Origin of the sequence: Dietzia lutea, from assembly GCF_003096075.1 — a bacterium.
Classification (GTDB): domain Bacteria; phylum Actinomycetota; class Actinomycetes; order Mycobacteriales; family Mycobacteriaceae; genus Dietzia; species Dietzia lutea.
Window position 1 is genome coordinate 2,986,073 of sequence record NZ_CP015449.1, and the last position, 26,096, is coordinate 3,012,168.

Annotated in this window: 22 protein-coding genes; 9 read left to right on the forward strand and 13 right to left on the reverse strand. The window is 70.8% G+C overall.

Annotated features, from left to right (window positions below):
* Positions 1–124 precede the first annotated feature (124 nt).
* Positions 125–1,579 (forward strand): acetate metabolism transcriptional regulator RamB, encoded by a 1,455-nt coding sequence (gene ramB, locus A6035_RS13700; RefSeq protein WP_108848263.1) that lies wholly within the window; start codon positions 125–127, stop codon positions 1,577–1,579.
* A 5-nt stretch (positions 1,580–1,584) separates the two neighbouring features.
* On the forward strand, positions 1,585–2,172 hold the full coding sequence (locus A6035_RS13705; protein WP_108848265.1) for a carboxymuconolactone decarboxylase family protein: 588 nt from the start codon (positions 1,585–1,587) through the stop codon (positions 2,170–2,172).
* A 487-nt stretch (positions 2,173–2,659) separates the two neighbouring features.
* On the opposite strand, the gene A6035_RS13710 is transcribed toward A6035_RS13705, so the two are convergent.
* From A6035_RS13710 to A6035_RS13720, 3 genes are all read right to left on the reverse strand, one after another.
* Entirely contained in the window at positions 2,660–3,520 is an 861-nt protein-coding gene (locus tag A6035_RS13710) for an endonuclease domain-containing protein (protein WP_108848267.1), read from the reverse strand.
* 336 nt (positions 3,521–3,856) lie between these two features.
* Positions 3,857–6,349, reverse strand: a complete 2,493-nt coding sequence (locus A6035_RS13715; protein ID WP_108848269.1) for a glycoside hydrolase family 65 protein — start codon at positions 6,347–6,349, stop codon at positions 3,857–3,859.
* The gene (locus tag A6035_RS13720; protein WP_108848271.1) at positions 6,346–7,080 is read right to left on the reverse strand and encodes an HAD family hydrolase; all 735 of its coding nucleotides are present in this window, start codon (positions 7,078–7,080) and stop codon (positions 6,346–6,348) included. The genes A6035_RS13715 and A6035_RS13720 overlap by 4 nt, the downstream gene beginning before the upstream one ends.
* A gap of 263 nt (positions 7,081–7,343) precedes the next feature.
* On the opposite strand from A6035_RS13720, the gene A6035_RS13725 reads away from it, so the two are divergent.
* Entirely contained in the window at positions 7,344–8,135 is a 792-nt protein-coding gene (locus A6035_RS13725; RefSeq protein ID WP_108848273.1) for a hypothetical protein, read from the forward strand.
* Between the two features lie 640 nt (positions 8,136–8,775).
* Here A6035_RS13725 and lpdA read toward each other — a convergent pair.
* Together lpdA and A6035_RS18435 are read right to left on the reverse strand one after the other, a co-directional pair.
* On the reverse strand, positions 8,776–10,167 hold the full coding sequence (gene lpdA, locus A6035_RS13730; protein ID WP_108848275.1) for a dihydrolipoyl dehydrogenase: 1,392 nt from the start codon (positions 10,165–10,167) through the stop codon (positions 8,776–8,778).
* Between the two features lie 122 nt (positions 10,168–10,289).
* Positions 10,290–10,436, reverse strand: a complete 147-nt coding sequence (locus A6035_RS18435; RefSeq protein ID WP_167400729.1) for a hypothetical protein — start codon at positions 10,434–10,436, stop codon at positions 10,290–10,292.
* 181 nt (positions 10,437–10,617) lie between these two features.
* On the opposite strand from A6035_RS18435, the gene A6035_RS13735 reads away from it, so the two are divergent.
* Positions 10,618–12,813: a prolyl oligopeptidase family serine peptidase gene (locus A6035_RS13735; protein WP_108848277.1), complete on the forward strand. Its 2,196-nt coding sequence runs from the start codon at positions 10,618–10,620 to the stop codon at positions 12,811–12,813.
* Here A6035_RS13735 and A6035_RS13740 read toward each other — a convergent pair.
* From A6035_RS13740 to groL, 7 genes are all read right to left on the reverse strand, one after another.
* Positions 12,773–13,669 carry an alpha/beta fold hydrolase gene (locus A6035_RS13740; protein ID WP_108848279.1) on the reverse strand — a complete coding sequence of 299 codons (897 nt, stop codon included), beginning with the start codon at positions 13,667–13,669 and terminating at the stop codon, positions 12,773–12,775. The two genes, A6035_RS13735 and A6035_RS13740, sit on opposite strands and share 41 nt — an antisense overlap.
* A gap of 131 nt (positions 13,670–13,800) precedes the next feature.
* On the reverse strand, positions 13,801–14,922 hold the full coding sequence (locus tag A6035_RS13745) for an alpha/beta hydrolase (RefSeq protein ID WP_108848280.1): 1,122 nt from the start codon (positions 14,920–14,922) through the stop codon (positions 13,801–13,803).
* A gap of 367 nt (positions 14,923–15,289) precedes the next feature.
* Positions 15,290–15,463, reverse strand: a complete 174-nt coding sequence (locus A6035_RS18440; RefSeq protein ID WP_167400730.1) for a hypothetical protein — start codon at positions 15,461–15,463, stop codon at positions 15,290–15,292.
* A 113-nt stretch (positions 15,464–15,576) separates the two neighbouring features.
* Complete coding sequence (locus A6035_RS18445; protein WP_167400731.1) at positions 15,577–15,738, reverse strand: hypothetical protein; 162 nt, start codon at positions 15,736–15,738, stop codon at positions 15,577–15,579.
* Between the two features lie 397 nt (positions 15,739–16,135).
* Positions 16,136–16,291 (reverse strand): hypothetical protein, encoded by a 156-nt coding sequence (locus tag A6035_RS18450; RefSeq protein ID WP_167400732.1) that lies wholly within the window; start codon positions 16,289–16,291, stop codon positions 16,136–16,138.
* Between the two features lie 48 nt (positions 16,292–16,339).
* The gene (locus tag A6035_RS18455) at positions 16,340–16,483 is read right to left on the reverse strand and encodes a hypothetical protein (protein ID WP_167400733.1); all 144 of its coding nucleotides are present in this window, start codon (positions 16,481–16,483) and stop codon (positions 16,340–16,342) included.
* A gap of 267 nt (positions 16,484–16,750) precedes the next feature.
* Entirely contained in the window at positions 16,751–18,373 is a 1,623-nt protein-coding gene (gene groL, locus A6035_RS13750) for a chaperonin GroEL (RefSeq protein WP_108848282.1), read from the reverse strand.
* 299 nt (positions 18,374–18,672) lie between these two features.
* Between groL and A6035_RS13755 the strand changes: the two genes are divergently transcribed.
* Together A6035_RS13755 and A6035_RS13760 are read left to right on the forward strand one after the other, a co-directional pair.
* Entirely contained in the window at positions 18,673–19,149 is a 477-nt protein-coding gene (locus A6035_RS13755) for an SRPBCC family protein (protein ID WP_108848284.1), read from the forward strand.
* Positions 19,150–19,156: 7 nt separating this feature from the next.
* Positions 19,157–19,873 (forward strand): DUF8017 domain-containing protein, encoded by a 717-nt coding sequence (locus A6035_RS13760; protein ID WP_108848286.1) that lies wholly within the window; start codon positions 19,157–19,159, stop codon positions 19,871–19,873.
* Positions 19,874–19,932: 59 nt separating this feature from the next.
* Here A6035_RS13760 and A6035_RS13765 read toward each other — a convergent pair whose 3' ends face one another.
* Entirely contained in the window at positions 19,933–20,688 is a 756-nt protein-coding gene (locus A6035_RS13765) for a hypothetical protein (protein ID WP_235026521.1), read from the reverse strand.
* Between the two features lie 82 nt (positions 20,689–20,770).
* Between A6035_RS13765 and A6035_RS13770 the strand changes: the two genes are divergently transcribed.
* From A6035_RS13770 to A6035_RS13780, 3 genes are all read left to right on the forward strand, one after another.
* Positions 20,771–22,219, forward strand: coding sequence for a M20/M25/M40 family metallo-hydrolase (locus A6035_RS13770; protein WP_200836277.1), 1,449 nt, complete (start codon positions 20,771–20,773; stop codon positions 22,217–22,219).
* A 151-nt stretch (positions 22,220–22,370) separates the two neighbouring features.
* Entirely contained in the window at positions 22,371–23,594 is a 1,224-nt protein-coding gene (locus A6035_RS13775) for an alpha/beta hydrolase (RefSeq protein ID WP_108848290.1), read from the forward strand.
* Between the two features lie 38 nt (positions 23,595–23,632).
* On the forward strand, positions 23,633–26,020 hold the full coding sequence (locus tag A6035_RS13780; protein WP_108848292.1) for an AAA family ATPase: 2,388 nt from the start codon (positions 23,633–23,635) through the stop codon (positions 26,018–26,020).
* The last annotated feature ends 76 nt before the right edge of the window (positions 26,021–26,096 follow it).

Below are 26,096 nucleotides of genomic sequence, written 5' to 3' on the forward strand. Positions count from 1 at the left end.
TAGCGTGCCACATCGCGGACAGCCCGTCTACCTGCAGGTAATGCGAATATGGCGAGTTTATTGGAGACTTTTGCAAAGTTTGCGAAGATTGTGTGGCACGCCATGGACGGGAGGGCCGAAGCCGATGAACGCCTCACATATGGGATCGCGACTGAGACGTCTGCGGGAGGAGCACGGTCTGACCCAGTCCGCCTTCGCGCAGTCGCTCGGCTTGTCGTCGTCGTACCTCAACCAACTCGAGAAGGACACCCGCCCCGTCACCTCCCGGGTCCTCGTCAAGATCTCCGAGGTCTACGGCGTCGACTCCACGTTCTTCGCCTCCGACTCCGACACGCGCCTCATCGCGGCGGTGACGGAGGCCCTTACCGACACGCAGCTCTCCGCCGAGGTCCCCGCCGCGGAGGTCGTCGAACTCGTCCGCGCGCATCCCTCCCTCGCCCGCGCCTTCACCCTCCTGCACCAGCGCTACCGCAACTCCTCCGACCTGCTGGCCGCCCTCACCGAGACCCGCAACGCGCCCGACACCCCGGTCGACCGCGCCGTCCTGTCGATGCCGCACGAGGAGGTGCGCGACTACTTCTACCAGCGGCAGAACTACATCGACTCCCTCGACACCGCGGCCGAGGAGCTCACCACCCGCATCCGGCTCAACCGCGGCGACGTGCGCGCGGAGCTCGAGCACCGCATAGCCGAGGCCCACGGCGTGCGCATCGTCCGCCGCGTCGACCTGCCCGACGGGCTGTGGCACCGCTACCTCACCGACGAGCGTCGCCTCGAGCTGTCCGCCCACATGACCCCGGGCCAGCAGGCGTTCCGCGTGGCCTCCGAGCTGGCGTTCCTCGAGCACCGCGAGCTGCTGGAGAGCCTCGTCGACGAGGGCTCGTTCAGCTCCCCCGCCGCCGTCGCCCTGGGCCTGCGCGGCCTGGCCAGCTACTTCGCCGCCGCCGTCCTCATGCCCTACCAGCGCTTCCTCGACACCGCCGAGGACTTCCGCTACGACATCGAGCGGCTCATGGCCTTCCACGCCACCGGCTACGAGACCGTCTGCCACCGGCTGTCGACCCTGCAGCGGCCGGGCGCGTCCGGGGTGCCGTTCAGCTTCGTGCGCGTCGACCGCGCCGGCAACATGTCCAAGCGCCAGTCCGCCTCCGGGTTCCACTTCACCACCTCGGGCGGCACGTGCCCGCTGTGGAACATCTACGAGTCGTTCTCGTTCCCCGGCAAGATCATGCGGCAGGTCGCCCAGATGCCCGACGGCCGGCTGCACCTGTGGGTCTCGCGCACCGTGACCACCCGGCCGATGCGGTTCGGGCAGCCGCGTAAGACGTTCGCGATCGGGCTGGGCTGCGAGGCCCGCCACGCCCACCGCACCGTCTACGCGCAGGGGTTGGACCTCGACGACGTCGACGCCGCCACCAAGATCGGCTCCGGCTGCCGCATGTGCGACCGCCCCGCCTGCCCGCAGCGCGCCTTCCCGCCGCTCAATCACGAGCTGCGGGTGGACGCCCACCGCTCGTCGCTCTCGCCGTACCTCCTCGGCGAACCCGCCTCCGCCGGGTCCGCGCCTGACCTACCCTGACGGCCATGAGCCAGCCGCATGACAGCAGCGCCCGCAGCGACAACGCCCCCGCCGCCGGTCCCGCGCGTATCCGGCCGGGCGGGTTCCGCGAGCTCGGCCCGTTCGGCTGGGCGGTCAACCGCATCGGCGCGCGCATCACCGGCTCGCGCGACGTCCACCTGTTCGCCACGCTCGGCCGCGCCCGCCGCCTCTTCCCCGCCTGGCTCGCCTACTCGGGGATGATGATGCCGTTCGGGATCCTCGACCGCCGCACCACCGAGCTGGTGATCCTGCGCGTGGCCCACCTGCGGGGCAGCGTGTATGAGAGGGCGCACCACGAGCGCATCGGCGCGCGGGTGGGACTGGACGACGACGAGATCGCCCGCACTACCCGCGACCCCGCCTCCGCGGGTTGGCCGGACCGGCTGGAGGTGCTGCTCACGGCCGTCGACGAGCTGGTGCGGACGAAGGACGTGCACGACGAGACATGGTCCGCCCTCGCCGAATACTTGAACCCGGGGGAGCTGGTCGCGCTGGTGCAGCTGGTCGCGCAGTACGACGGCCTGGCCACCTCCCTGCAGGCGCTGCGCATCCAGCCGGACCGCCCCCGCTGACGCCGCCGGGCCCACTCCCCCTGACGCCGACTGGCCTTCCGCCTGCCCTCTCGCGCCCGACGCTCTCGCTGTTCCCGCCTCTGGCCGACTTGCGCTGGCCGTTCGCCCGCCGGCCTGCGGACCGTCCGACTCGCGCTGGCCGATCGCCCGCCGGCCTGCGGACCGTCCGACTCGCGCTGGCCGATCGCCCGCCGGTCCGCCCGCCGCCGGTCAGGAGCGGGCAGAGAGCCAGCGCGCCCCGGCCCACGTGCGCTGCCCCTTTGCCCCGCGCTGGCCGAATGCTCGAAAACCACCGGGGTGCGCTGGCTGAATGGTCCATTCACGCAGCACAGGGCGAAAAGGCAGCGCACCCGGAGGCACTCGTGCTGCGGCTCTGCTCGGCAGACTCTGCTCGATCGGCCCTGCTCGGCAATCCTTACTCGGTCGGCGCCGCTTAGCCACCCCCGCTCGGCCCGCCTGATCCGGGCACCGCCCGCCCGTCCCCGCATCAGGCGGCGAAGCGACGCACCCGATAGGCGGCCTCGACCTGCCCGAGGATCTCGTCCTGCTGGTGTCTGAAGAGTCTGCGGTCGACCACGATGATGATCCACCCGGCGGCCTGGAGTCGGTTCCTCCGCTGGCGGTCCTTCGACTGCTGGACGGGATCGTCGTGGTGCGGCCCGTCGTACTCGACCGCGATCTTGTGCACGGGGTCCGCGAGGTCCAGCCGGTAGCCCAGCTCCGGGACGTCTACCTGCGGAACGAAGTCGGTGAAACCGGCCGCCTTGAGGAACAAACGGGTCTCCGTCTCCCTCGGCGACTCGGACCGGGGATCGGCATCGTCGATCACCCGCCGCACGCGCGATACTCCCCAGGTACCCGCCATGTACGCCACGGTCTCCTGCATCGCCGCGCGACTGACGCCCCTCTGGTAGAACTTCTCCATCGCGAGGACTCCGTCGACGTGCGGGCTGAACCGCGCGATGTCGAACGCTGTCCAGCGCAGCGCGGTGACCGGCACACCTCGGATGGTGGTGATCGCACGCTCGGGCACGACATACCGCCTCATCCGCAGGCCACGGCGCGCCCGGCCATGCGGGCCGACGCACAGTTCCGGGACCGCGTCATCGGGCGGCTCGATGCCGTGCAGGACGGCAGCTGACCAACCGGTCAGAACCGCTCGCGGGTACAGCCGGGTGTACGCGACCGACAGCGTCTCGAAATCGCGAACCGCGCTGGACGCGAGCCACAGTTCGTCTGCGATCTTGACGTACTCGCGCTCGCGCCTACGCCGCGGAATGGTCGCGATCTCGTGGCACAGCCGCGCGGATGCCAGTGCCGGGTGGATGTCGTGGTCGGGGCCGTTCATGGCCCGCATCCTGCCCGGCCGCCCGCGGGGTGGTGTGCGGGAATCCGCGTCGGAGGCGGCTGCCTGTGGAGAAGGAACGCCTGTGGATGACGAACGATCCCGGGACCGGCCGGGTCGGCTAGCGCGCAGACGCGCAGCGCGAGTCCGCCCGGATGCGCTGCCCCTCTGCCATGTGCTGGCTAATTGGTCCCGTCAGCCAGCGCACCCCGGCCCGAAGCGGGCATTCAGCCAGCGTAAGCCGAAGAGGCAGCGCGAGTCCGAGCAGGTGCGCTGCGTCCATGCACGCGACCCGCCGGGCCTGAACGGGCCGGCCCGGTGGGACCCGCTCAGACCTGCTCAGACCTGTTCGGGGCAGGACAGGCAGACGCGGGCGCGGTCGTCGAGGCCGACCGTCACCGTCTGCCCCGCCGGCACGTGCACGTCGCGGCCCTGCACCGTGCACTCGAAGCCGGCGCCGTTGAGGTTGGCGATCGTGATGTCGTGGTGGTCGCAGCGGACCCGCACGTGCGTGCCCCGCACCGTCATCCGGAACGTCAGCGACCCCCACTGCGCGGGCACCCGCGGGTCGAACGAGATCTCACCCCGGTAGTCGCGCATCCCGCCGAAGCCGCTGACCAGCGCCGACCAGACCCCGCCGGTGGAGGCGACGTGGATGCCGTCGGAGGCGTTGCCGTGCACGTCGGCCAGGTCCACCACGAGTGCCTTCTGGAAGTGCTCGAACGCCTCGTCGCAGTAGCCGATCTCGGCGGCGATGATCGCCTGCACCACGGCCGACAGGGTGGAGTCGCCGGTGGTCAACGGGTCGTAGTACTCGAAGTTCGCCCGCTTCTGCTCCTCGCTGAACTCGTCACCGCGCAGGAACATGGCCAGCACGACGTCGGCCTGCTTGAGCACCTGATGCCGGTAGATGACCAGCGGATGGAAGTGCAGCAGGAGCGGCCGGCGGGGTTCCTCGAGGTCCTGGTCCCAGACCTCCTTGGCGAGGAAGTCCTGGTCCTGCGGGTGGACGCCCAGTTCATCGTCGAACGCGATCACCATGTTCTCGGCGGCGCGCCTCCACTCGGCGATCTCCTCGTCGCGGAGCTTCAGCCGCCGGCAGATCGCCTCCCACTGGCCGTTGCCCAGATCGGCGATCCGCTTGCAGGCGATCGCCGCCGCGACGAGGTTGAAGCGCGCCATCACGTTGGTGAACAGGTTGTTGTCCACGACGGTCGTGTACTCGTCGGGCCCGGTCACCCCGTGGATGTGGAACATGCCGTCGCCGTCGAAGAACCCGAGGGAGACCCACATCCGCGCGGTCTCGACGAGCATGTCCACGCCCTCACGGATCATGAACTCGCGGTCCTCGGTGGCCCACAGGTACTTGATCAGGGCGTGCGCGATGTCGGCGTTGATGTGGTACTGGGCGGTGCCGGCCTCGTAGTAGGCGGATGCCTCTTCGCCGTTGATCGTGCGCCACGGGTAGAGGGCGCCCTTCACGGACAGGAATTTCGCCCGCTCCCGCGCCTTGTCGAGCATGTTGTACCGGAAGCGCAGGGCGTTCCGGGCGAACCGCGGCATCGTGTACGTCAGGAACGGCAGGACGTAGGTCTCGGTGTCCCAGAAATAGTGCCCGGAGTATCCGCTGCCGGTGACGCCCTTGGCGGCGATGCCGTTGTACTCCGCGCGGGCGGAGGCCTGGGCCAGCTGGAAGAGGTTGAACCGGATGGCCTGCTGCGTCTCCGCGGGGCCGTCCACCTCGACGTCGGCCCGCTCCCAGAAGTGGTCGTACCAGTCCCGCTGGGTGCGGTGCAGGTCCTCCACGCCGCGTTCGCGGGCCCGGCTGAGGGTGCGCGAGCACCGGTCGGCGAGTTCTACGGCGGGGACGACCTCGGACGTGTGGTACGCGGCGAACTTGGTCAGCTTGAGCACGCGCCCCGGGGTGACGTGCGCGTGGTAGACGACCTTCGACGAGTCGTCATCGATCTCGTGGCTCAGGGCCACGTCGTCCTCGGTCTCGAGGATGTGGTCGACGGCCACGGCGATGGTCATGCCGGAGTTGGCGCAGCGGTAGCCGTGCACCTGGTAGCCGCGCTGGCCCTCGCAGAGCTGCGATTCGAGGACGCGGTGGTCGAGTCCCTCGGCGCGGCGGGGATCGAAGCCCCGCTCGGGGACGTCGTCGGCGGAGCCGTACTCGTCCTCGCCGTCCTGCCGGTTGAGGACCTGGGAGGAGATGACGACCGGGGCGGGTTCCTCGGGGAGCTCGATCTCGTAGGTCATCACGGCGAGGTGCTTCTCCACCATCGACACCATGCGGGTGGTGCGGATGACGACCTTCTTTCCGGCCGGCGTGTGCCAGACGAGCTCGCGGCGCAGGATCCCGTCGCGGAAGTCGATGCTGCGCTCGTAGTGCTCGAGGTCGGCGACGCCGAGCCGCAGGGGCTCGTCGTCGACGTAGAGGCGGATCGTCTTGGTGTCGGGGGCCTGGATCATGGTCTGGCCCTCGCGCGCGAGGCCGTACGCGTCCTCGGCGTGCTGGATGTGCCACGTCTCGTGGAAGCCGTTGACGAAGGTGCCGTGTTGGGAGGAGTCGCGGCCCTCGTCGGGGTTGCCGCGCATGCCGAGGTACCCGTTGGCGACGGCGAACTGCGTCTCGGCCACGCCGCGCGGGGACGCTTTGGGGCTGGTCTCGACCCAGCGCCACGGGTCGGCGGGGTGGGTGGAGCGGTTGATCTCCGGCACCTCGAGGTGGCTGCGGAGGTTGACGCCGTAGGTGGTGCGGATGTTGCCGGGCACCGACTGGCCGACGGTGTCGTGCACCGGGCCACGGGAGATGGGGATACGGGTCACCGTCGTGCCTCCGTGAATCCGGGGATGAGCTCGGAGAGGTCGACGACGACGAGGTCGGCCCCCTCCGCGAGCAGGGCCTCGCGCCCGGCCCCGCGGTCCACGCCGACCACTCGCGCGAACCCGCCGGCAGCGCCGGCCTGCACACCCGAGACGGCGTCCTCGATCACGACGCAGCGATCCGCGGGGACGCCGAGCAGTTCGGCGCCCCGCAGGTACGTGTCGGGCTTCGGCTTGCCGGGGATGCCCTCGGCGGCGGCGACCACGCCGTCGACGATCACGTCGAACCGGTCGCGCAGCCCGGCGGCGGTGAGCACGGCCTCCGCGTTCTTCGAGCTCGAGACGACGCAGGAGGCGATGCCGGCGGCGTCGAGCGCGTCGAGGTAGGCGACCGAGCCGGGGTAGGCCTCGATCCCCTCGTCGAGTAGCTCACGGAAGATCACGTTCTTGCGTGTACCGAGCCCGTGCACGGTGTCCGCGTCCGGGCCGGCCTCGTCGTCGTCACTCCCCTCGGGCAGGGTGAGGCCCCGCGCGGCGAGCATCGACGCGATGCCCTCGAGGCGCGGCTTGCCGTCGATGAAGCGGAAGTAGTCGGAGTCGGAGTACGGGTCGATCGCGCGGGCGTCGAAGTACGCGCTGAACATCCGGTTCCACGCCTCCATGTGCTTCTCCGCCGTCGGGGTGATGACCCCGTCGAGGTCGAAGAGCACGGCGTCCACACCGTCATGGTCCATATCGTTGTCCTATATCAGGGGTCGTCGGCGCCGAGAGGCTCCGCGCGTGCGGCACCAAGGGTAGTCACACCGGGTCATTTCCACCGCTTCCACCTCCGCGAGTGGTGCCCCCGACTTCGGGCCCCCGCGGTCGCTTTTGATGTTTCCGGCGTTCCACGGACGTGCCCGCGGGTTTTTCGGCTTCGCGCCGCACGCGGGGCACAATGCACAGATAGCGGTACGACGGTGGCACTATGTGGTGTAACCGAAGACAAAGGAGAGAGATGCGCCTCCGCACCCGCACCCCCCGCCGCGTCGCGACCGCCGGCCTCGCGCTGGTCACCGCGGCAGCTCTCACGGCCTGTTCGTCGGACGACTCCGGCACCGAGACCGAGCAGTCGGGCGACACGTCGACCTCGGCGCCGGCCTCGCCGACCGTCGACGACTCGGCCCCGCAGGCGCCCGTCGAGGAGCTCGTGCTGGCCGAGGGCGAGGCCCCGGGGGGTGGCATCGTCCAGGTGCTCGACCGGCCGATGCTCCAGGAGGCCGTCGACAAGCTCGTCGCCGACCAGCAGCGCCAACTCATGGAGGACCCGGCCTGCGACAGGGTCTCGCGCCTCGAGACCGTCTCCAATCACGCCACCACGGACGGAGTGACCGCGGCGGTGCGCTACAAGCAGTCCGAGACGGACGAGACCGAGCACCGGTTCGGCATCGGCATGGTGAGCGGCCGGCTCGACGACTTCATGGACCGCTCTCTCTACGAGGCGTGCGACACCTCCCCCAGCACCTCCAACCCCGACGTCGAGCTCAACATGTCGGTGCAGGACGCGCCGGAGATCGCGGGCGCCGAGGGCTTCCGCGTCACCAGCGACTTCATCACCACGCAGCCGGACGGCAGCAAGACGCTGAGCCGGGCCATCGCGATCCACGGTTACGCCCGCGACACCACGGTGAGCGTGGAGTACGCGGCCCGCGGTGACGATCCCGCGGCCGACCCGGTCCTGCCGACCGCCGCCGGCGCTCTCGACGCGATCTACACGACGCAGATGGAGAAGCTCGTCAACGCCGAGTGACCCCGCGGCCGACAGGTCCGCCCGACCGCGTCGCCAGCACCGCCGCCGCGCCACCGGTGGGACGGCCCTGCCGCCAGGCCCCGCCGCCAACGAGAAGAGCGTTCCGCACCCCCATCCAGCGGGGAGACGCGGGACGCTCTTCTCGTTGACCAGGACACACGGGCCATTCGACGTCCCGTGGGATCTGCCGGACCGAGGAGCCACCGGCGCGGGGCAGCCACCGGTCCGGGGCCAGCCGCTCGCGGCACTCCGCCAGCGCGAGTGCCCCGAGTCACGCTGGCCCTTTGACCTGCGCTGCCCTCGTGTACGGATTCACTATGCCTGCGCTGGCGGTCGGGACCTTTCCGCCAGCGTGAGCCGAAGAGGCAGCGCATCCTCGGCCGGGTGTGCTGGCAGATCGCCCGCGGACTCCGACCGCACCCGGGAGGATCTTCGCCGGAAGGCACTCCGCCCCGCCGCCCGGCCGGACGGACCGGCGAGCAGCGGGGCGGAGCGACGGGGCTTCGCCAGGGCTGGGCGCCTCGCGAGGCGGAAGCGGCGCTCAGCGCGCGCTTCGCTGAGCGGACGCGGCGCTCAGCGCGCCCTTCGCTCAGCGGACGCGGCGCTCAGCGGGCGCCCGGTGCGACCCGGCGGGCGGCCGTCAGAGGTTGATCATGTGGCCGGCGATGCCCTCGACGGCCTCCTTCATGGCCTCGGACAGCGTCGGGTGGGTGTGCACGTTGCGGGCGACGTCCTCGGCGGTGAGGTCCCACATCTGCGCGAGGGTCAGCTCGGGCAGGAGCTCCGAGACGTCGGGGCCGATGAGGTGGCCGCCGAGCAGCTCGCCGTGCGTGGCGTCGGCGACGATCTTCACGAAGCCGACCGCGTGGCCCAGGCCCTGCGCCTTGCCGTTGGCGGAGTACGGGAACTTGGCCACCTTGACGTCGTAGCCCTCGTCTCGCGCCTGGGCCTCGGTGAGCCCGAAGGACGCGACCTGCGGCTGGCAGAAGGTGGCGCGCGGCATCATGCGGTAGTCGCCCAGCGTCTGGGTCTCGGCGCCGGCCATGGTCTCCGCGGCCACGACGCCCTGCGCCTCGGCCACGTGGGCCAGCTGCAGCTTGCCGGTGACGTCGCCGATGGCGTAGATGCCGTCGACGTTGGTGCGCATGTGGTCGTCGATGTCGATCGCGCCGCGGTCGGTGAGCTCGACGCCGGCGTTCTCCAGGCCGAAGCCCTCGACGCGGGGACCGAAGCCGACGGCCATGAGGACCTTGTCCACGGTGACCGTCTGGGTCTCCGCGCCGTCCTTCTTCTCGATCTCCACGTCCACCGAGTCACCGTTGTCGGTGATCTTGGTGGTCTTGTGCCCGGTGAGGAGCTTGATGCCGAGCTTCTTGTAGTGCTTGGCGATCTCCTTGGAGACCTCCTCGTCCTCGTTCGGCAGCAGGCGGTCCATGAACTCGACGATCGTGACCTCGACGCCGTAGGCGTTCATCACGTAGGCGAACTCCATGCCTATCGCGCCCGCGCCCACCACGACGATCGAGTCCGGCAGCTCGCGGGAGAGGATCTGCTCCTCGTAGCTGACCACGTTCTCGCTCAGCTCGATGCCCGGGAGCGTCTTGACCACGGAGCCGGTGGCGATGAGGCAGTTGTCGAACGTGTACTCCGTGCCCTCGACCTCGATGGTCTTGGCGTCGGTGAACGTCCCGTAGCCGTTGATCTCGGTGATCTTGTTCTTCTTCATGAGGAAGTGGACGCCCTTGACGATGCCGTCCGAGACCTTGCGGCTGCGGTCGTAGGCGGCGCCGAAGTCGAAGGAGACGTCACCGGAGATGCCGAAGAGCTTGCCGTCACGCTGAACCGTGTTGGCCAGCTCCGCGTTACGTAGCAGTGCCTTGGAGGGGATACAGCCCACGTTGAGGCATACGCCGCCCCAGTACTTCTCCTCGACGACGGCCACCTTGAGGCCGAGCTGCGAGGCACGGATTGCGGCGACGTAGCCACCGGGGCCCGCGCCGAGGACGATCAGGTCGAAATGAGTGTCAGCCACGACACACAGAGTATGCGCAACGCGTGGCCCAGGCACGCCGAGCCGCCCCTAATCGCACCCGAAATGCCTGACGCCGCCCCCTCCGGGTGGAAGGGGCGGCGTCAGGATGCCTGCGGGCGCCGTCAGGACAGGTTGCCCAGGACCTGCCGAAGCGCGGTGGCGACCAGGTCGCCGACGGTCTCGGCGATCTGATCGGTGATGGACTTCGTGGAGCTGCCGGAGCCGCCGCCGAGGGACTCCGTGACCGAACCGAGATTGAGGGAACCCATTATGTGTCTCCGTTTATCGAGGGTGCATTCCCGGATTCCCGAGAATGGCCGGGTCAGACGACCCGAGCGTAGGGATGATGCTACTGACGGCACGGACTCATAACAAGAGTCTGTGAAGAACTGGACCCCCGGCCGACATGTCGGCTCCGTCACGCCGGGACGGTCACGGCATCATCGGGGCATGACGGTTTCCCCCAGCACTGATCCGCACCTGCATCTCGAGGACGTCGATGCTCCCGAGGTCCTGGAATGGGTGCGGATGCGCAGCGACCGCACGGTGGCCGATCTCGCGGCCGGCGAGCACGCCGATGCCTCCTACACCCGGGCGCTGGAGATCCTCGACGCCACGGACCGGATCGCCTGGCCCGTCCTGCGCGGCCGCCACGCGTACACGCTGTGGAAGGACGGCGACCATCGTCGCGGGTTGTGGCGCCGCGTACCGTGGTCGGTCCTCGCGGAGGGCGCGCCGGGCGTCGACCATCCGGCGTGGGAGACGCTCGTCGACGTCGACGCGCTCGCCGACGAGGAAGGCGTCAACTGGGTGTACTCGGGGACGGTCGTCCGCCGGCCCGCCGACGACCGCGCGCTGCTGCGGTTGTCCCGCGGGGGCGCGGACGCCGTCGAGATCCGCGACTTCGACCTCGTCGCGCGCCGCTTCGTCCCCGCCTCGGAGGACGGCTTCCGACTGACCGAGGCCAAGTGCTCGGTGTCGTGGGTCGACCGCGACACCGTGCTCCTCACCGCGCCGCTCGACCCGGAGGGCTCCGACGCGACCGAGTCGGGCTACGCGCGCGTCGTGCGGCTGTGGCGGCGCGGCACCGACCCCGCGCAGGCGCCCGTGATCTTCGAGGGCCGGACCGACGACGTCGCGGTGGGCGCCTCCCACGACCCGACGACGGGGAGATTCCTCGCCAGCCGGGCACCGGACTTCCACACCTCACAGGAGGGCTTCTGGACCCCCGGGACCGATCCCACCGCGACCGGGCCGCGCGCCGTGCCCGTGCCCGAGGACTGCGACGTCACCTCGTGCGGCGACTGGCTCCTCCTGCGCCCCCGGACCGATCTCGAGATCGCCGGCCGGATCCATCCCGGCGGGTCGGTGCTCGTGGTGCCGTGGTCCGCCGTGGACGCCGACCCCGAGCGCCTGCCCGAGCCGGTCGTCCTGTTCTCCCCCACCCCGTCGACGACCGTCGAGGACATCACCTGGGGCCGCGGCCGGATCCTGCTGACGATCCTCGACGACACCGAGTCGCGGATCGCCGCCCACACCATCCCCGACACCGCCGACGGCGACTGGACGCCGCTGCCGGTGGAGGGCCTGCCCGAGCACGTGTCGATCGACGTGCTGTCCTGCGACCGGCTGTCCGGGATGCAGGACGGCGAGCAGGCGGACTCCGGGCCGGCGAACGGCGAACTGTCGGACGGCGACCCGACGCCCGGGAATCGCCCACACCCCGACGACGCCGTGCTCGCGGTCTCCGGGCCGGTCGTGCCGCCGTCGCTGGTGCTCCTGCGCGCCGACGGCAGCACCACCACCCTCGGCGCGACCCCGCACCGGTTCGACACGTCCGGCATCGAGGTCACCCGCCACACCGCGGTGAGCGACGACGGCACCGAGGTCCCGTACACCGTCATGCGCGGGCCCGGACCGTACGGACCCCGGCCGACCATCCTGTACGGCTACGGCGGGTTCGAGGTGTCCATGCGGCCCGCGTACGCCGCCCTGCGTGGCGCGCTGTGGCTCGAGGAGGGCGGCGTGTACGTGGTGGCGGGGATCCGCGGCGGCGGAGAGTACGGGCCGTCGTGGCACCGGGCGGCCCTGCGCGAGAAGCGGCCGCGCGCCTACGAGGACTTCGCGGCCGTGGCGCGCGCCCTCGTCGAGACGGGGGTGACCACCCGCGACCAACTGGGCGCGACCGGCGGGTCCAACGGCGGACTGCTCATGGGCGTCATGCTCACCCGCTACCCGGAGCTCTTCGGGGCGCTGGCGATCGCCGTGCCGCTGCTGGACATGAAGCGCTACCACCTGCTGCTGGCCGGCGCGTCGTGGATGGCCGAGTACGGCGACCCCGACTCGTCCGACTGGGACGACTTCCTCGGCGCGTATTCCCCGTACCAGAACATCCGACCCGCCTCAGAGGTCCGCTACCCGCCCGTGCTCATGACCACCTCGACACGGGACGACCGCGTGCACCCGGGCCACGCGCGGAAGATGACCGCCGCCCTGGAGGCCGCAGGCCACGAGGTCGCCTACTACGAGAACGTCGAGGGCGGCCACGCCGGCGCCGCCGACAACACGCAGGAGGCCCGGAAAGCGGTCCTCACGTACGAGTTCTTCAGGCGTCGACTCCCTCGTCGTCGTCCCCCTCAGGCCTGACGACCTCCCGGTCCATCCACGCGAGCACCCGGGCGACCACCTCGGCGGGCCGGCGCGCCCACGAGTTGTGACCCAACGCCTCGGGTTCGAGCTCGAGGGTCGTGCGCGCGGAGGGCAGCATGGCCAGGAGGTTGCGCGCGGCGCTCGCGGGGGCGAGCGGGTCGTCGGCGATCACCACCGCCAGCGCCGGCACGGTGACGCGCGCCAGGCCGGCCGGGTAGTCGAGGTCGGCGCGGGCCGGCTGCATGACGCCCGCGGCGGCGAGCCTGGCCCAGTCCCGGATGCGGTCGGCCGGGATCCGGCCCTTCGCGCCGAAGAACTGGCCCGGCACGTGCCCGGACAGCCAGCCCAGCGCCGGCAGGATCACCGACCCCGCGCGCAGCTTGCGACCGACGGGCCCCGGGAAGCCGCGGTGGAACGGTGACTGGGCGGCGACCGCGACGAGCCCCGCGACGCGCGGGTCGTGGCGCGCGAGGTGGTACACACCGATCTGCGCGCCCATGCTGTGCCCCAGGAGGACCACGGGTCGGCGGCCGAGGCGCCGCTCCATCGCGTCGAGCGCGAGCGGGACGTCCTCGGCGGCGCTCTCGTGGTAACCGGCCGGGGCGCCGCGGCGCCCGATGCGGTACGTGCTCTCCCCCTGGCCGCGCAGCTCGGTGATCGCGACGTCGACGCCCTCGGCCGCCAGCGCGCGGGCGAGCGGGAGGTAGTAGCGGGCGCCGACGGCGATGCCCGGCAGCACCAGAACGGACGGCCGGCGCTCGTCCCGCCGGTCGGTCTCCACGATCAGCATCGGGCTGGTGCTGCCGTCCGGGTGGCGCAGTTCGACCCGGGCGGGGTCCTCGATCGTGGTCATGGGTCCAGAATGCCGGACTACGCTCCGTTCGCCGCACCCGGGCCGCATACGACGACGGACCCCGCCCACCTGACGTGTGGTGAGCGGGGTCCGTGAGCGCCGGGCGCGGGGTGCGCCGTGGCGTCAATCGATCAGAGGGCGCCCCAGCGCGCGCCCATCGCGTTGGCCATCATGGGCCAGGACTGCTTGAGGTCGTCCTGCCAGTAGCCCCACGAGTGCGTGCCGTTGGGCGCGAAGTCGAAGTGGGCCGGGATGCCGAGCTCGCCGAAGCGGCGGGCGAGGTTGGCCGTGCAGTACTGCGTGGCCGCCTCGATGACGCCGCCGACGATCGCCTGGTTGGCCAGCGCCGGGATGGAGTTGCGCAGGCGCCAGTTCTCGAGCGACTCGTGCGGTCCGGGCAGGCCGTTGCCGGTCGAGATGAACATCGCGGGCAGCGTGCCGTTGTCACGCTGCTCCTGGAAACGCCAGGCGCCCCACACCGGGTCGTTGTCGAACCAGCTGTTGGTTCCCGCGCGGGGCTCGCCCGGGAACGGTCCCCACATGTTGTTGAGGTCCGCGCCGCCACGGAGACCGGTGACGATGTTGATGAACTCGTGGCCGACCGGGGTGGAGGTCTCGGCACAGCCGGAGTACGAGCCGACGGCCTGGAACCTGCCCGGGTGCTTCTGGGCGATGGTCAGGACGGAGGTGGCGGTCATGGAGATGGCCGCGATGCCGCGCTTGCGACCCTGGTAGTTGCCGCCGTACCTACCCTCGAAGAGGTCCGGGAGCTCCTTGGCGAGGTAGGTCTCGAAGGCCATCGGGCGGCCGGTCTCGCGGGCGAAGCGGGTCTGGACGTTGGGATCGTGCTTCTGCCAGTCCGTGTAGTACGAGAAGGCGCCGCCGATCGGGGTGACCGTCCAGGCGTCCTTGTCGGACATGAACTGCTTGACGTCGGACTGCGCCTGCCAGGTGGCGGAGTCCTCGCCACCACCGGCGCCGTTGATCAGGTAGAGCACCGGGGCGCCGGCGTTACCGTCGCGCGGCGGCTGGACGATGTTCGGCACCTCGATGGCCATCTTGTCGGACCACACCGACACGATCAGCCGACCGTCCGGCAGCTTCGTCTCGACGACCTTGTTATCGGCCGTGGCCTTGGTGTACTGGATGGTCCCGCCCTGGGCCTGAGTCGTGCCCGTGGCGACGACGGGGACCATGGCCGCGGCGAGGGCCGCTGCTGCGACCTTCGTGCCGAACCGCTTCACTGAACGCATATTTCGACGCCTTACATTCTCGTTGTTCACAGACGGACCCGGGCACCTTCTCGCGGAGAACGCTAACCCGATTCCCAGTAGTCACACAAGTCCCATTAAACACACTGGTGCCACCAGTGCGCTGCCAAGACTGGGTAGTTCACCCGCAGGGTTCGGCCCCGAGGATGACACACCGGCACCGGCCGGTGGAAACCGCGGAGCCGTCCGTGCGGCTCACGTCAACATTATCGACTCGACGCCGATCCGTGTTACCGATATGAACGAATCCATATCCATCGCAGGTCGCGCGCCCGGCGCCCGGCGGGCGCGAGCACGAAAAGGGGCTCCGAGCCGTAGCCCGGAGCCCTTTTCGAGTCGGTCGTCCGACTCAGGCCATGAAGCCCGCGTCGAAAGCCTCCTGGAAGTCGCCACCGACAAAGTAGCCGACAGCCTTGACCAGGTTGTTGACCCAGCCCAGCATGGTCGAAACGACTCCAAGGGTGCCGTCCCCACCGAGGATTGCACCGAGGCTGCCTTCGGGGCCGAATTCTGTGCTGCCCATGATTATCTCCTTGCATTCGTGCCGATGGCGGCGTTCCGCCACTCGGGAGTGGAAGTGACCGGCATTAGGCCCCCGGCCAGGGCGTCACCCGGACGGATCCGGTAGCCGCGGAACTACTGCTCCAAGACAGGCGGCACGACAGCGTCGCCGGCGCCGAGGCTTCCGAGGACCACGTCCAGCCCGTCGCCCGCGAGCGAGCCCGTCAAGCCGATGATGCCCTTCAGGGCATTGTCGATAGCGGTGATGGCGGCGCTGATGGCGCTGAAGTCAGGCATGTGTATCTCCCTTTTACTGTGATGTCGCCCCGCTCACGGGGCCCCGGGTAAGGCTAACCTAAGACGCACTGAAGTCAATCGTGACGTGCGTCTCAGCCCACCCCTTCGGCGCTGGCCCTTGACCCCCGCCGGGCGTGTGCCCTGTGTCACTGTAAACCACGAAGCCTTAAGAAGTCTCATTAATCCTGGCGCTTCGAGAAAAATTTCTTGGCTCGCATTATTTCGGGCCATCACCGCTGGTCAAAGGTTCACCGCGGCCATCCTCCGTTCACCTCCGACGTCCCACTGAGCGAGCACCCGCACCCAACACACAGCGATGCGGCCCGCGCGAGGGAGAATCGCGCGGGCCGCATCTGGCCGTCGGGGAGAGTCGCCACCCTCGACGGAGCTCATGGGGTCACTGGAGGAATCCGCCCGTCAGGGCCTCCTGGAAGTCGCCTCCGGTGAAGTAGTCGAGGCCGGAGAACAGGTCTCCGAAGGCCCCCAGGAAGTCGTTGAAAAAGCCCAGGGCGCCGCTGACGCCGGCGAGGGATCCGAACTCGGGAAAGGTCATTGTCTGCTCCTTGAATCTGTGACTGTGCGGTGGCGGGTCGGAGTCCGGCTACTCGGCGCTGATGCTGGTGATCGCGCCGATGAAGTCGTTCACCCCGTTCTCGCCGCCGACGGAGCCGGTGAAGAAGACAAGGGCGCCGAGGACGTCGGTGATTCCCCCGAAGAGGTCGGACAGCTGGCCGAAGTTGGGCATGGGTTCTCCTTCTCAGTGACTCGCGACGCCTTACGGGGCGTCTGAAGAGGACACTAAGAAACGGTTGAACCCGCCGCTATAGCTGAAACAGCTCCTTTACCGCAGGTCACGGACCTTTTACGCAGCACCCTCAACGTGTCCGTGGTGTTACGGCGCGCCGGAGTGGACCGACGCCCGAAATAGCCCGTGGCCCGCACCGGCGTACCGGTGCGGGCCACGGGCCCTGCTCTGCGCGCCCTCGGGCGCGTCAGTCGTGCGGGCTTCAGATCAGAAGCCCATGCCGCCCATCTCGTCGCCACCCGGCATGGCGGGCGCGGCGGGCTCGGGCTTGTCGGCCACGACGGCCTCGGTGGTGAGGAACAGCGCGGCGATCGACGCGGCGTTCTGCAGCGCCGAGCGGGTCACCTTGACCGGGTCGTTGATGCCGGCCTCGAGGAGGTCCTCGTACTCGCCGGTGGCCGCGTTGAGACCCTCGGCACCCGGGAGGTTGCGGACCTTCTCGGCCACGACGCCCGGCTCGAGGCCGGCGTTGAGGGAGATCTGCTTCAGCGGGGCGCTCAGCGCGAACTTGACGATGTTCGCGCCGGTGGCCTCCTCACCCACGAGGGACAGGCCCTCGATGGCGACCTCGGACTTCACCAGGGCGACGCCGCCGCCGGCGACGATGCCCTCCTCGACGGCCGCCTTGGCGTTGCGGACGGCGTCCTCGATGCGGTGCTTGCGCTCCTTGAGCTCGACCTCGGTGGCCGCGCCCGCCTTGATGACGGCGACGCCGCCGGCGAGCTTGGCGAGGCGCTCCTGGAGCTTCTCGCGGTCGTAGTCCGAGTCGGAGTTCTCGATCTCGGCACGGATCTGATTGACCCGGCCCTCGATCTGGCCCTGGTCGCCGGCGCCCTCGACGATGGTGGTCTCGTCCTTGGTCACGACGACCTTGCGCGCCTTGCCGAGCATGGAGATGTCGGCGGTCTCGAGCGACAGGCCGACCTCCTCGGAGATGACCTGGCCACCGGTGAGGATGGCGATGTCCTGCAGCATGGCCTTGCGGCGGTCACCGAAGCCCGGGGCCTTGACGGCGACGGACTTGAAGGTGCCGCGGATCTTGTTGACGACGAGGGTCGACAGGGCCTCGCCCTCGACGTCCTCGGCGACGATCAGCAGCGACTTGTTCTCGCCGATGACCTTCTCCAGCAGCGGGAGCAGGTCCTTGACGGTGGAGACCTTGCCCGAGACCAGGAGGATGTACGGATCCTCCATGACCGCCTCCTGGCGCTCCGGATCCGTCATGAAGTACTGCGAGATGTAGCCCTTGTCGAAGCGCATACCCTCGGTCAGCTCAAGGTCCAGCCCGAAGGTCTGGGACTCCTCGACCGTGATCACGCCCTCCTTGCCGACCTTGTCCATGGCCTGGGCGATGAGCTCACCGATGGCCGGGTCGGCAGCGGAGATGCCGGCGGTCGCGGCGATCTGCTCCTTGGTCTCGATCTCCTTGGCGGAGTCGATGAGGTGCTTGGTGACGGCCTCGACGGCCTTCTCGATGCCACGCTTGATGCCCATGGGGTTGGCACCGGCGGCGACGTTGCGCAGGCCCTCGCGCACGAGCGCCTGGGCGAGGACGGTGGCGGTGGTGGTTCCGTCGCCGGCGACGTCGTCCGTCTTCTTGGCGACCTCCTTGACCAGCTCGGCACCGATCTTCTCGTACGGGTCCTCGAGCTCGATCTCCTTGGCGATGGAGACACCGTCGTTGGTGATGGTGGGGGCGCCCCACTTCTTCTCCAGCACGACGTTGCGACCCTTGGGGCCGAGGGTGACCTTGACGGCGTCGGCGAGCTGATTGAGACCGCTCTCCAGGCCGCGCCGGGCCTCTTCGTCGAACGCGATCATCTTTGCCATGGGGTGAATCATCCTCCGGGTATGGGGTGACACGCGTGTGGTCAGCGTCGGTGCCCGCGACGGACGGTGCGGACCGTGTCGGATCCGCCCCTCACCTTGCGACCTCAGTTTCAGATCTTGCTGGCACTCAGGGTAGCCGAGTGCCAATCGCTTTTCTAGCACTCGTCCCCGACGAGTGCAAAGGATCGATATCCGGGTTCGCGACCGGCGAACGCCTCACACGAACATCCCTCACCGACCCGGGCCCTGCCCTACCATCGAGACGCCGTCCCACCCGCCCGTGTCGAAAGGCCCGCCGAATGCCCACCGAACCCGCCGCCGCAGGCGCCATCGAGAGCTCCATCGAGATCGACGCCCCTCCGGCCAGGGTCTGGGAGGTCGTCTCCGAGGTCCGCAACGCCACGGAGTGGAGCAGCCAGGCGTGGAAGATCCTCTCGCCCGGCGGCCGCACCACAAAGGGAACGTGGGCGATCAACCTCAACAAGCGCGGCCCTATCGTGTGGCCCACCACGAGCCGGGTGGTGGAGTTCGAGCCCGGTCGCCGGTTCGCCAACCGCATCAATGAGAACACCACCGTGTGGGTGTTCGAGCTCGAGCCCACGCCGTCCGGTGGCACGCGACTGACCGAGCGCCGCGAGGTGCCGGACGGGCTCACCTTCATCTCCCGGTTCCTCACCGACAAGCTCTTCGGCGGACAGAAGTCGTTCACCGCCGAGATGGACCGCGGCGTGTCCACCTCGCTGCAGCGCATCAAGGCTCTCGTCGAGCGGGGCTGAAGGCGGCATGTCTCGCCCGTCCGCGGCGCTCCTCGCCGGCGCGCTCATCGCGACACTCGCCGGGTGCACGCTGTGGCCCGGCGGTCGGGACGAGCCGGACGAGCCCCGAGAGGAGCCCGGCCCCACCCTGGCCTCCGCGCCCCCACCGGCGGACTGGCAGGACGTGCGCAGCGCCACCGGACTCGTGTACTCCGTGCCGCCGGACTGGGAGGTCGGTGACCCGTTCGGCGTCGGCGAGGACGGCCGCGACCCGGGGACGGACTGGGGGTCGGGGTACGTGACCACCGCCAACGCCATCGCGGACAGGGACTACTGCGCGATCGGTGGGCTGAGCTTCCGGACGCTGGTCGGCATCAGCGCGACGACGCTGCCGGGCGAGGCGCGCGAGCAGGCCGAGTCGGCGTCGCGGGCGATGGCCGATTCCATAGATCGCCGCTTCACCGAGGCGGGAGCGGACGTCCCGGTTCCCGAGGCCCACAGCATCGGGGTCTCCGGGGTGCCCGCCTGGTACGTGTCCCTGCGCGGCCAGGTGCGCCCACCGCGCAACACCTGCACGCCGCCGGTCATCCGCTTCGACACGATCGCGGTCTCCACCCGCACCCCGGATGGCGCGCCGGCGTCCACCGTCTTCGTCCTCATGTCCGACGAGGGCGAGCCCGGGGTGCAGCCGACGGAGACGATCGACGCCGTCGTGGCCTCACTGCGCTACGACAACTCGGTGTAACCGCGCGATCTCGCTGTCACCGCGCGAACGCGGCACAACCGCGCGGGGCCGGCGAGGACTCAGGCCGCCGTCGCGGGGTTGCTCGGCTCGGTACCGAGCTGAGCGGCGGGACCGACGGCGTCACCGGCCTCCGCCCCGGAACCGGTGCCCGCCTCGAGGTACCGGGCCCAGTCCGCGTCGCATCGCGCCCACGCCCAGCCGGCGTCGGCCGCGGAGGTCGCCACGTCCACGGGGACCATGACGCGTCGGAGGGGGACGTCCGGGCCGCCGGCGGCCTCGACGACCAGCGCGCCGCCGGAGCGTTCGTAGCGGAACCACCGCTCGTCGTCGACCTCCAGGTCCAACCGGTCCCCGTCGATCTCGAGATGATCCACGAGCTGACCGAGCAGCTCCCGGGTGACCCACGGGAGGGTGCCACGCGGCCGGCCGCGGACCGAGTGGTCGGCGATCCCCGCCCCGACCATGGTGGGGCGCCGGTTCACGTCGATGTCGATGCGCTCGCGCGGATCCGCGGCGAGCCCGAGCTCGGGGGCGGTGACGCGGAGCTGCCGAGGCGCGGCCAGCCGCATGACCGCGTTGACCACGAGGGGGCGGGTGATGACCTCGGGACGGATGACGACGCCGACACCCTCGATCTCGGGCCGTGCGCACAGCGCGCCGGTCTCGCCGATGGCCTCCGCCTCGGGGAACCGCTCGGCGACCTCGTCGCGCAGGGCCTCGAGGTCGGCGCGGAGGCGCGGGGGGAGCTCGTCGACGTGCGCGAGCTCGCGGAACTCCTCTTCCGCGGGAGTGACGACGATCACAAAGCTGCTCATGACTCCTAACATACTTCATTCCGCGTTCACTTGCCGTTCATCTTGCGCGGCTGTGTCGGATCCGGCCTCTATCCTGTTGCCCATGACCGACTCCCCCGCGTTCGCCGATCCCCACGCCGAGCTCGCGCCGCTGGCCGCCGCGGTGGGTGCGCAACTCGACCGCGCCCGCTCGGACCTGGCCGCGCTCGTCGCGATGCCGTCGGTGCACGGGGCCGAGCCGGAGGCCTGCGAGCGGGCGTGCGGGATGGTCCGCGACCTGCTCACCGAACTGCCGGTGCCGGGCCTGGGACCGGAGGCGGTCGAGGTGGTCGAGACGTCCGACGGGTCGCGGGCCGTGTTCGCCCACCGCCCGGCCGCGCCGGGCCGGGCCACGGTGCTGCTGTACAGCCATTACGACGTGCAGCCGGCGGGCGACGTGGGGGCGTGGACCTCCTCGCCGTGGGAGCTGACCGAGCGTGACGGCCGGTGGTACGGCCGCGGCGCGGCCGACTGTAAGGGCAACCTGGTCGTCCACCTCACCGCCCTGCGCGCCCTGGCCGCCGCGCGAGGATCCGGAGAGGACGACGACGAGGGCGGCTCGCCCGGGGCGGACCCGCTGGACGGCCTGGGGATCCGGATCGTCGTGGAGGGTTCCGAGGAGACCGGTGGCGGAGGGTTGGACGATCTCGTAGCCGATCGGCCCGATCTGGTGGCGGCGGACGCGATACTCATCGCCGATTCCGGGAACGTCTCGGTGGGCACCCCCACGCTGACGACCAGCCTCCGGGGAATCGCGAACGTCGTCGTCGCCGTCGACACCCTCGAGGCCGGGGTCCACTCCGGCCAGTTCGGCGGCGCGGCGCCCGACGCACTGGCCGCGCTCCTCTCGATCCTCGCCTCCATGCGCGACCCGCAGACCGGGGCGACCACCGTCGACGGCCTGGACTTCTCGGGGCGGTGGGACGGACAGGCCTACCCCGAGGAGACGTTCCGCGCCGACGCCGGCGTCCTCGACGGCGTGGAGGTCTCCACGACCGCGCCGGCGGCCGACCTCGTGTGGGCCCGCCCCGCGGTGACGGTGCTGGGGATCGACTGCCCGCCGGTCGAAGGGTCGATCGCGGCCGTGCAGCCCCACGCCCGTGCCCTGATCAACCTGCGCGTCCCACCGGGGATGGACCCGGTCGAGGCGCAGCGGCTGCTCACCGCGCACATCGAGCGTCGGCGCCCCTGGAACGCCCGGGTCACGGTCGAGCCCGAGGCCGTCGGCCACCCGTTCCGCTCCGTGCCCGCCGGCGGTTCCGACCCGGTGCACGACCTGCTCTCGCAGTGTCTCGCGCAGGCCTACGGCGCCGAGGAGGTCGCGGAGGTCGGCTCGGGCGGGTCGATCCCGCTGTGCACGGCGCTGCAGCGCGCGCACCCGGACGCGAGCATCAGCCTGTTCGGCGTCGAGGACCCGGCGGCCGCCATCCACTCCCCGGACGAGAGCGTCGACCCCCGGGAGATCGAGCGCATCGCCCTCGCCGAAGCGGCTTTCCTGCAGCGCTACCGCTGACCGGAGACGGGCACTGAACCGGCTGGGCGCTGGGCCCTTCACGCCCATCCCGGTATCATCACACCCATCCCGGTAACAGTGTGACGGAACAGTGCGATAGTGGGTGCAGTGGCGGCTGTCCAGTCCCGGCTGCCCGGAGCAAGGAGCCGCCATGACCGTCCCCGCCCCCGTCGCCGCCGAGCCGAGCACCCGGCGGGTATCCGCCGCCCACCGAGCGGGGCGGGCCCTGCTCGCCACCGCCACCGCCGCGGCCCTGAGCGTCGGCCTCGTCCCGGCATCGGCGCAGGCCCAGGGCCTGCCCGGCTCGATCAGCCCCGAGCAGATCGCCAACGACGCCCTCGGCACCATCTCGCCCGAGAGCCTCAGCCAACTCCTCTACTTCGGCAACCTCCCCGGCTCCTCGGGTTCGTCGATGATGAACATCGCCCACCGGCTCGGCTTCTCGCCCAACATGTTCGCGGGTCCGCCGCCGCCGTCGCCGCAGCCCAACCCGAACATCCGCGAGACGAAGTTCGTCGAGGTCCTGGAGAAAGACGGCCGCTACGAGCGCTGGCTCATCGACTCCGCGGACATGCAGCGCGGCATCACCGTCGAGGTCTTCCGCGCACCGGGCGGCGGCGCCGGCGCGCCGTTCCTCTACCTCCTCGACGGCGTGGGCTCCGAGCTGCCCAGCGGCTTCATGCAGTGGGGCGCGGCCGCGCAGTTCGCCGATCAGAACGTCAACCTCATCATCCCCACGGGCGGTCAGGGCTCCATGTGGTCGGACTGGAACGCGCCCGACCCGGTGCTGGGCATCAGCAAGTGGGAGACGTTCATCACCCGCGACCTTCCGAAGATCGCCGAGCCCCGCCTCAGCGCCAACACCAACCGCGCGATCGGCGGCATCTCGATGGGCGCCGGCGCGGCCGTGACCATCGCGACCCGGCACCCCGACCTGTACAACGGCGTGTTCGGCGTCTCCGGCTGCTACTCCACCGACGCGCTCGGTCAGATCCTCACCCGCTACACCGTCGAGAGCCGCGGCGCGACGCTCACCAACATGTGGGGCGAGCCCGGAAACGAGCAGTGGGCCGCCCACGACGCCCTCATCAACGCCGGGAACCTGCGCGGCAAGGCCATCTATCTCTCGTCGAGCACCGGCGTGGCCAACCCCGGCGACTGGGAGGCGTACAACAACGACGCGGCCAACTTCGTCGCCGGCATGGCGCTCGAGCAGGCCACCGACCGGTGCACGTGGGACGCCGACCGCCGACTGCGGCAGCTGGGGATCCCGGCGCGCATCGACCACCTCCCCACGGGCATGCACAACTGGTCCTACTACTCGCGGCAGATCCCCGTCGCGTGGAACGCCATCAAGCACAGCGTCGGCCTCTGACCGCCGGACCGTGACGGCGCGCCGATAGGCTCGGCACCGTGAACGCGCGCCCGGACCTGGACCTGACCCTGCGACTGTCCGCCTCCGCGGCCGACTCCCGCCGGGGCATCGTGCGCGCGCACCCCGAGGTGATCCTCGCGCTGGGGATGCGGGAGTGGGACGCGGTCGAGATCGTCGGCGCCCGCACCACCGGCGCCGTGGTGGCCGCCGCGAAGCCCGATTCGCCGAGCGGGATCCTCGTGGTGGACGAGGTGGTGGCCGCCAACTGCGGTCTCGGCGAGGACGCGCGGGTCACCGTGCGGGCCGCGCAGGTCACGGGCGCGCAGTCGATCGAGGTGCAGGGGCTCCCGCCGGCGGGGCGCGGGGTCGCCGAGCGGGTCCTGCGGTCGGCGCTGCTGGGCAAGGTGGTGCGCATCGGCGATTCGGTGACGCTGCTGCCGCGCGACCTCGGGCCCGACTTCCCCACCGGGGACACCACCCGCACCCTGCGCAACACGATGGGCGCGCAGTGGAGCACGGAGCTCCTCACCGTGACCGCGACCGTTCCCGACGGCATCGTGTCCGTGCAGCCCACCACCGCGGTGGTGACGGGCGCCGCGGCGTCGACGGGCACCGTGGGTGCGGCGGGCACCCTGGGTACGGCGGGCACGGCGGGGGCGACGACGACGAGCTCCCCCTCCCCCGCCGGTCCCGCCACCGGCGGCGTCCACGCGCCGGTGTCGTCCGGGACCGCGGCCACCGGGCGCACCGCGGGTGCCGTGAGCGCAGGTGGGGCCGATGGTTCAGCCATCACGGCCGTCGCGCGCGAGGATCTCGTGGGCGTGGGCGACCAGGCCGAAGTGCTGGAGCAGTGGCTCTCGCTGGCACTGGACCGGTCGGAGCTGCTGCGGACGCTGGGCGCCTCGCCGCACCTCGGGGTGCTGGTCGCCGGGCCGCCGGGGGTCGGCAAGGCGACGCTCGTGCGGTCGGTCGCGGGCGCGCGGCGTCTCGAGGTGATCGACGGGCCGTCGGTCGGCTCCCTCGACCCGGCGTCGCGCCTGGAGGCGGTGCGGGCGGCCACCGAGCGGACGCGTGAGCACGGCGGGATCCTGCTGGTGACCGACGTCGACGCGCTGCTGCCGGCCGAGCCCGAGCCGGTCTCCACCCTCGTCCTGGACCGGTTGAGGTCGGTGGTGGCGGCCCCCGGCGCGGTGCTGGTCGCGACGTGCGTCCGGCCCGAGGACGCCGACGCCCGACTGCGCGAGCCCGACGTGTGCGACCGCGTCCTGGACCTGCCGCTGCCCGACGCCGCCGACCGCGCCGCCCTGCTGGCCGTCATGCTGCGGGACGTGCCCACCGCGGACCTCGACCTGTCCGCCGTCGCCGACCGAACGCCCGGCTATGTCGCTGGTGACATGCGGGCGCTGACCCGTGAGGCGGCCCTTCGCGCAGCCGCCCGGGCCGCCGGCGGCACGGATAACACAGCCGGCACAGGCGCCACGGCCGGCGCTGGCGGCGCCGGCGCCACGGGGGCCGGGGCCGACGCGCTCTCCGACGCCCGCCTCGAGCAGGAGGACCTCCTCGGCGCGATCAGCGTCATCCGGCCGCTCTCACGCTCGGGGACGGAGGAGCTGAGCCTGGGCTCGATCACGCTCGACGACGTCGGCGATATGGAGGAGGTACGTCAGGCGCTCACCGAGACGGTGCTGTGGCCGCTGCAGCACCGCGAGTCCTTCGAACGCCTGGGCGTGCAGCCGCCCCGGGGTGTCCTGCTGTACGGCCCACCCGGCTGCGGTAAGACGTTCGTGGTCCGTGCGCTCGCGGCGAGCGGGCGACTGACCGTGCACATGGTCAAGGGCGCCGAGCTCATGGACAAGTGGGTCGGGTCGTCGGAGAAGGCGGTGCGCGACCTGTTCCGCAAGGCCCGGGACTCGGCGCCGTCGCTGGTGTTCCTCGACGAGATCGACGCCCTCGCCCCACGTCGCGGTCAGACCGGCGACTCCGGCGTGGGCGACCGCGTCGTCGCCGCGCTGCTCACCGAACTCGACGGCGCCGAACCGTTGGGCGACGTGGTCATCCTCGGCGCCACCAACCGACCCGAGCTCATCGATCCCGCGTTGCTGCGCCCGGGGCGGCTCGAGCGACTGGTGTTCGTGCCGCCGCCGGACGCGGAGGCGCGCGCCGACATCCTGCGCGCGGCCAGCCGTGACGTCCCGCTGGCCGACGACGTGGACCTGGACGAGCTCGCGGCCGACCTCGACGGCTACTCCGCCGCCGACTGCGCGGCCCTGCTGCGCGAGTCGGCGCTGACCGCGATGCGCCGCGACATCGACGCGGCCGAGGTCACCGCCGAAGACGTGGCCCGCGCCCGCAGCGCCGTGCGCGCGTCGCTCGACCCCGACCAGGTCGAGAACCTGCGGCTCTACGCCGAGCGTCGCGCTGACTGAGACGAAGCGGCCGGGGAAGGCCCGAGGCGTCGGCCACACGGGCTTGCCGGGCCCGCGGGCGGCAGCCTATGGTGAG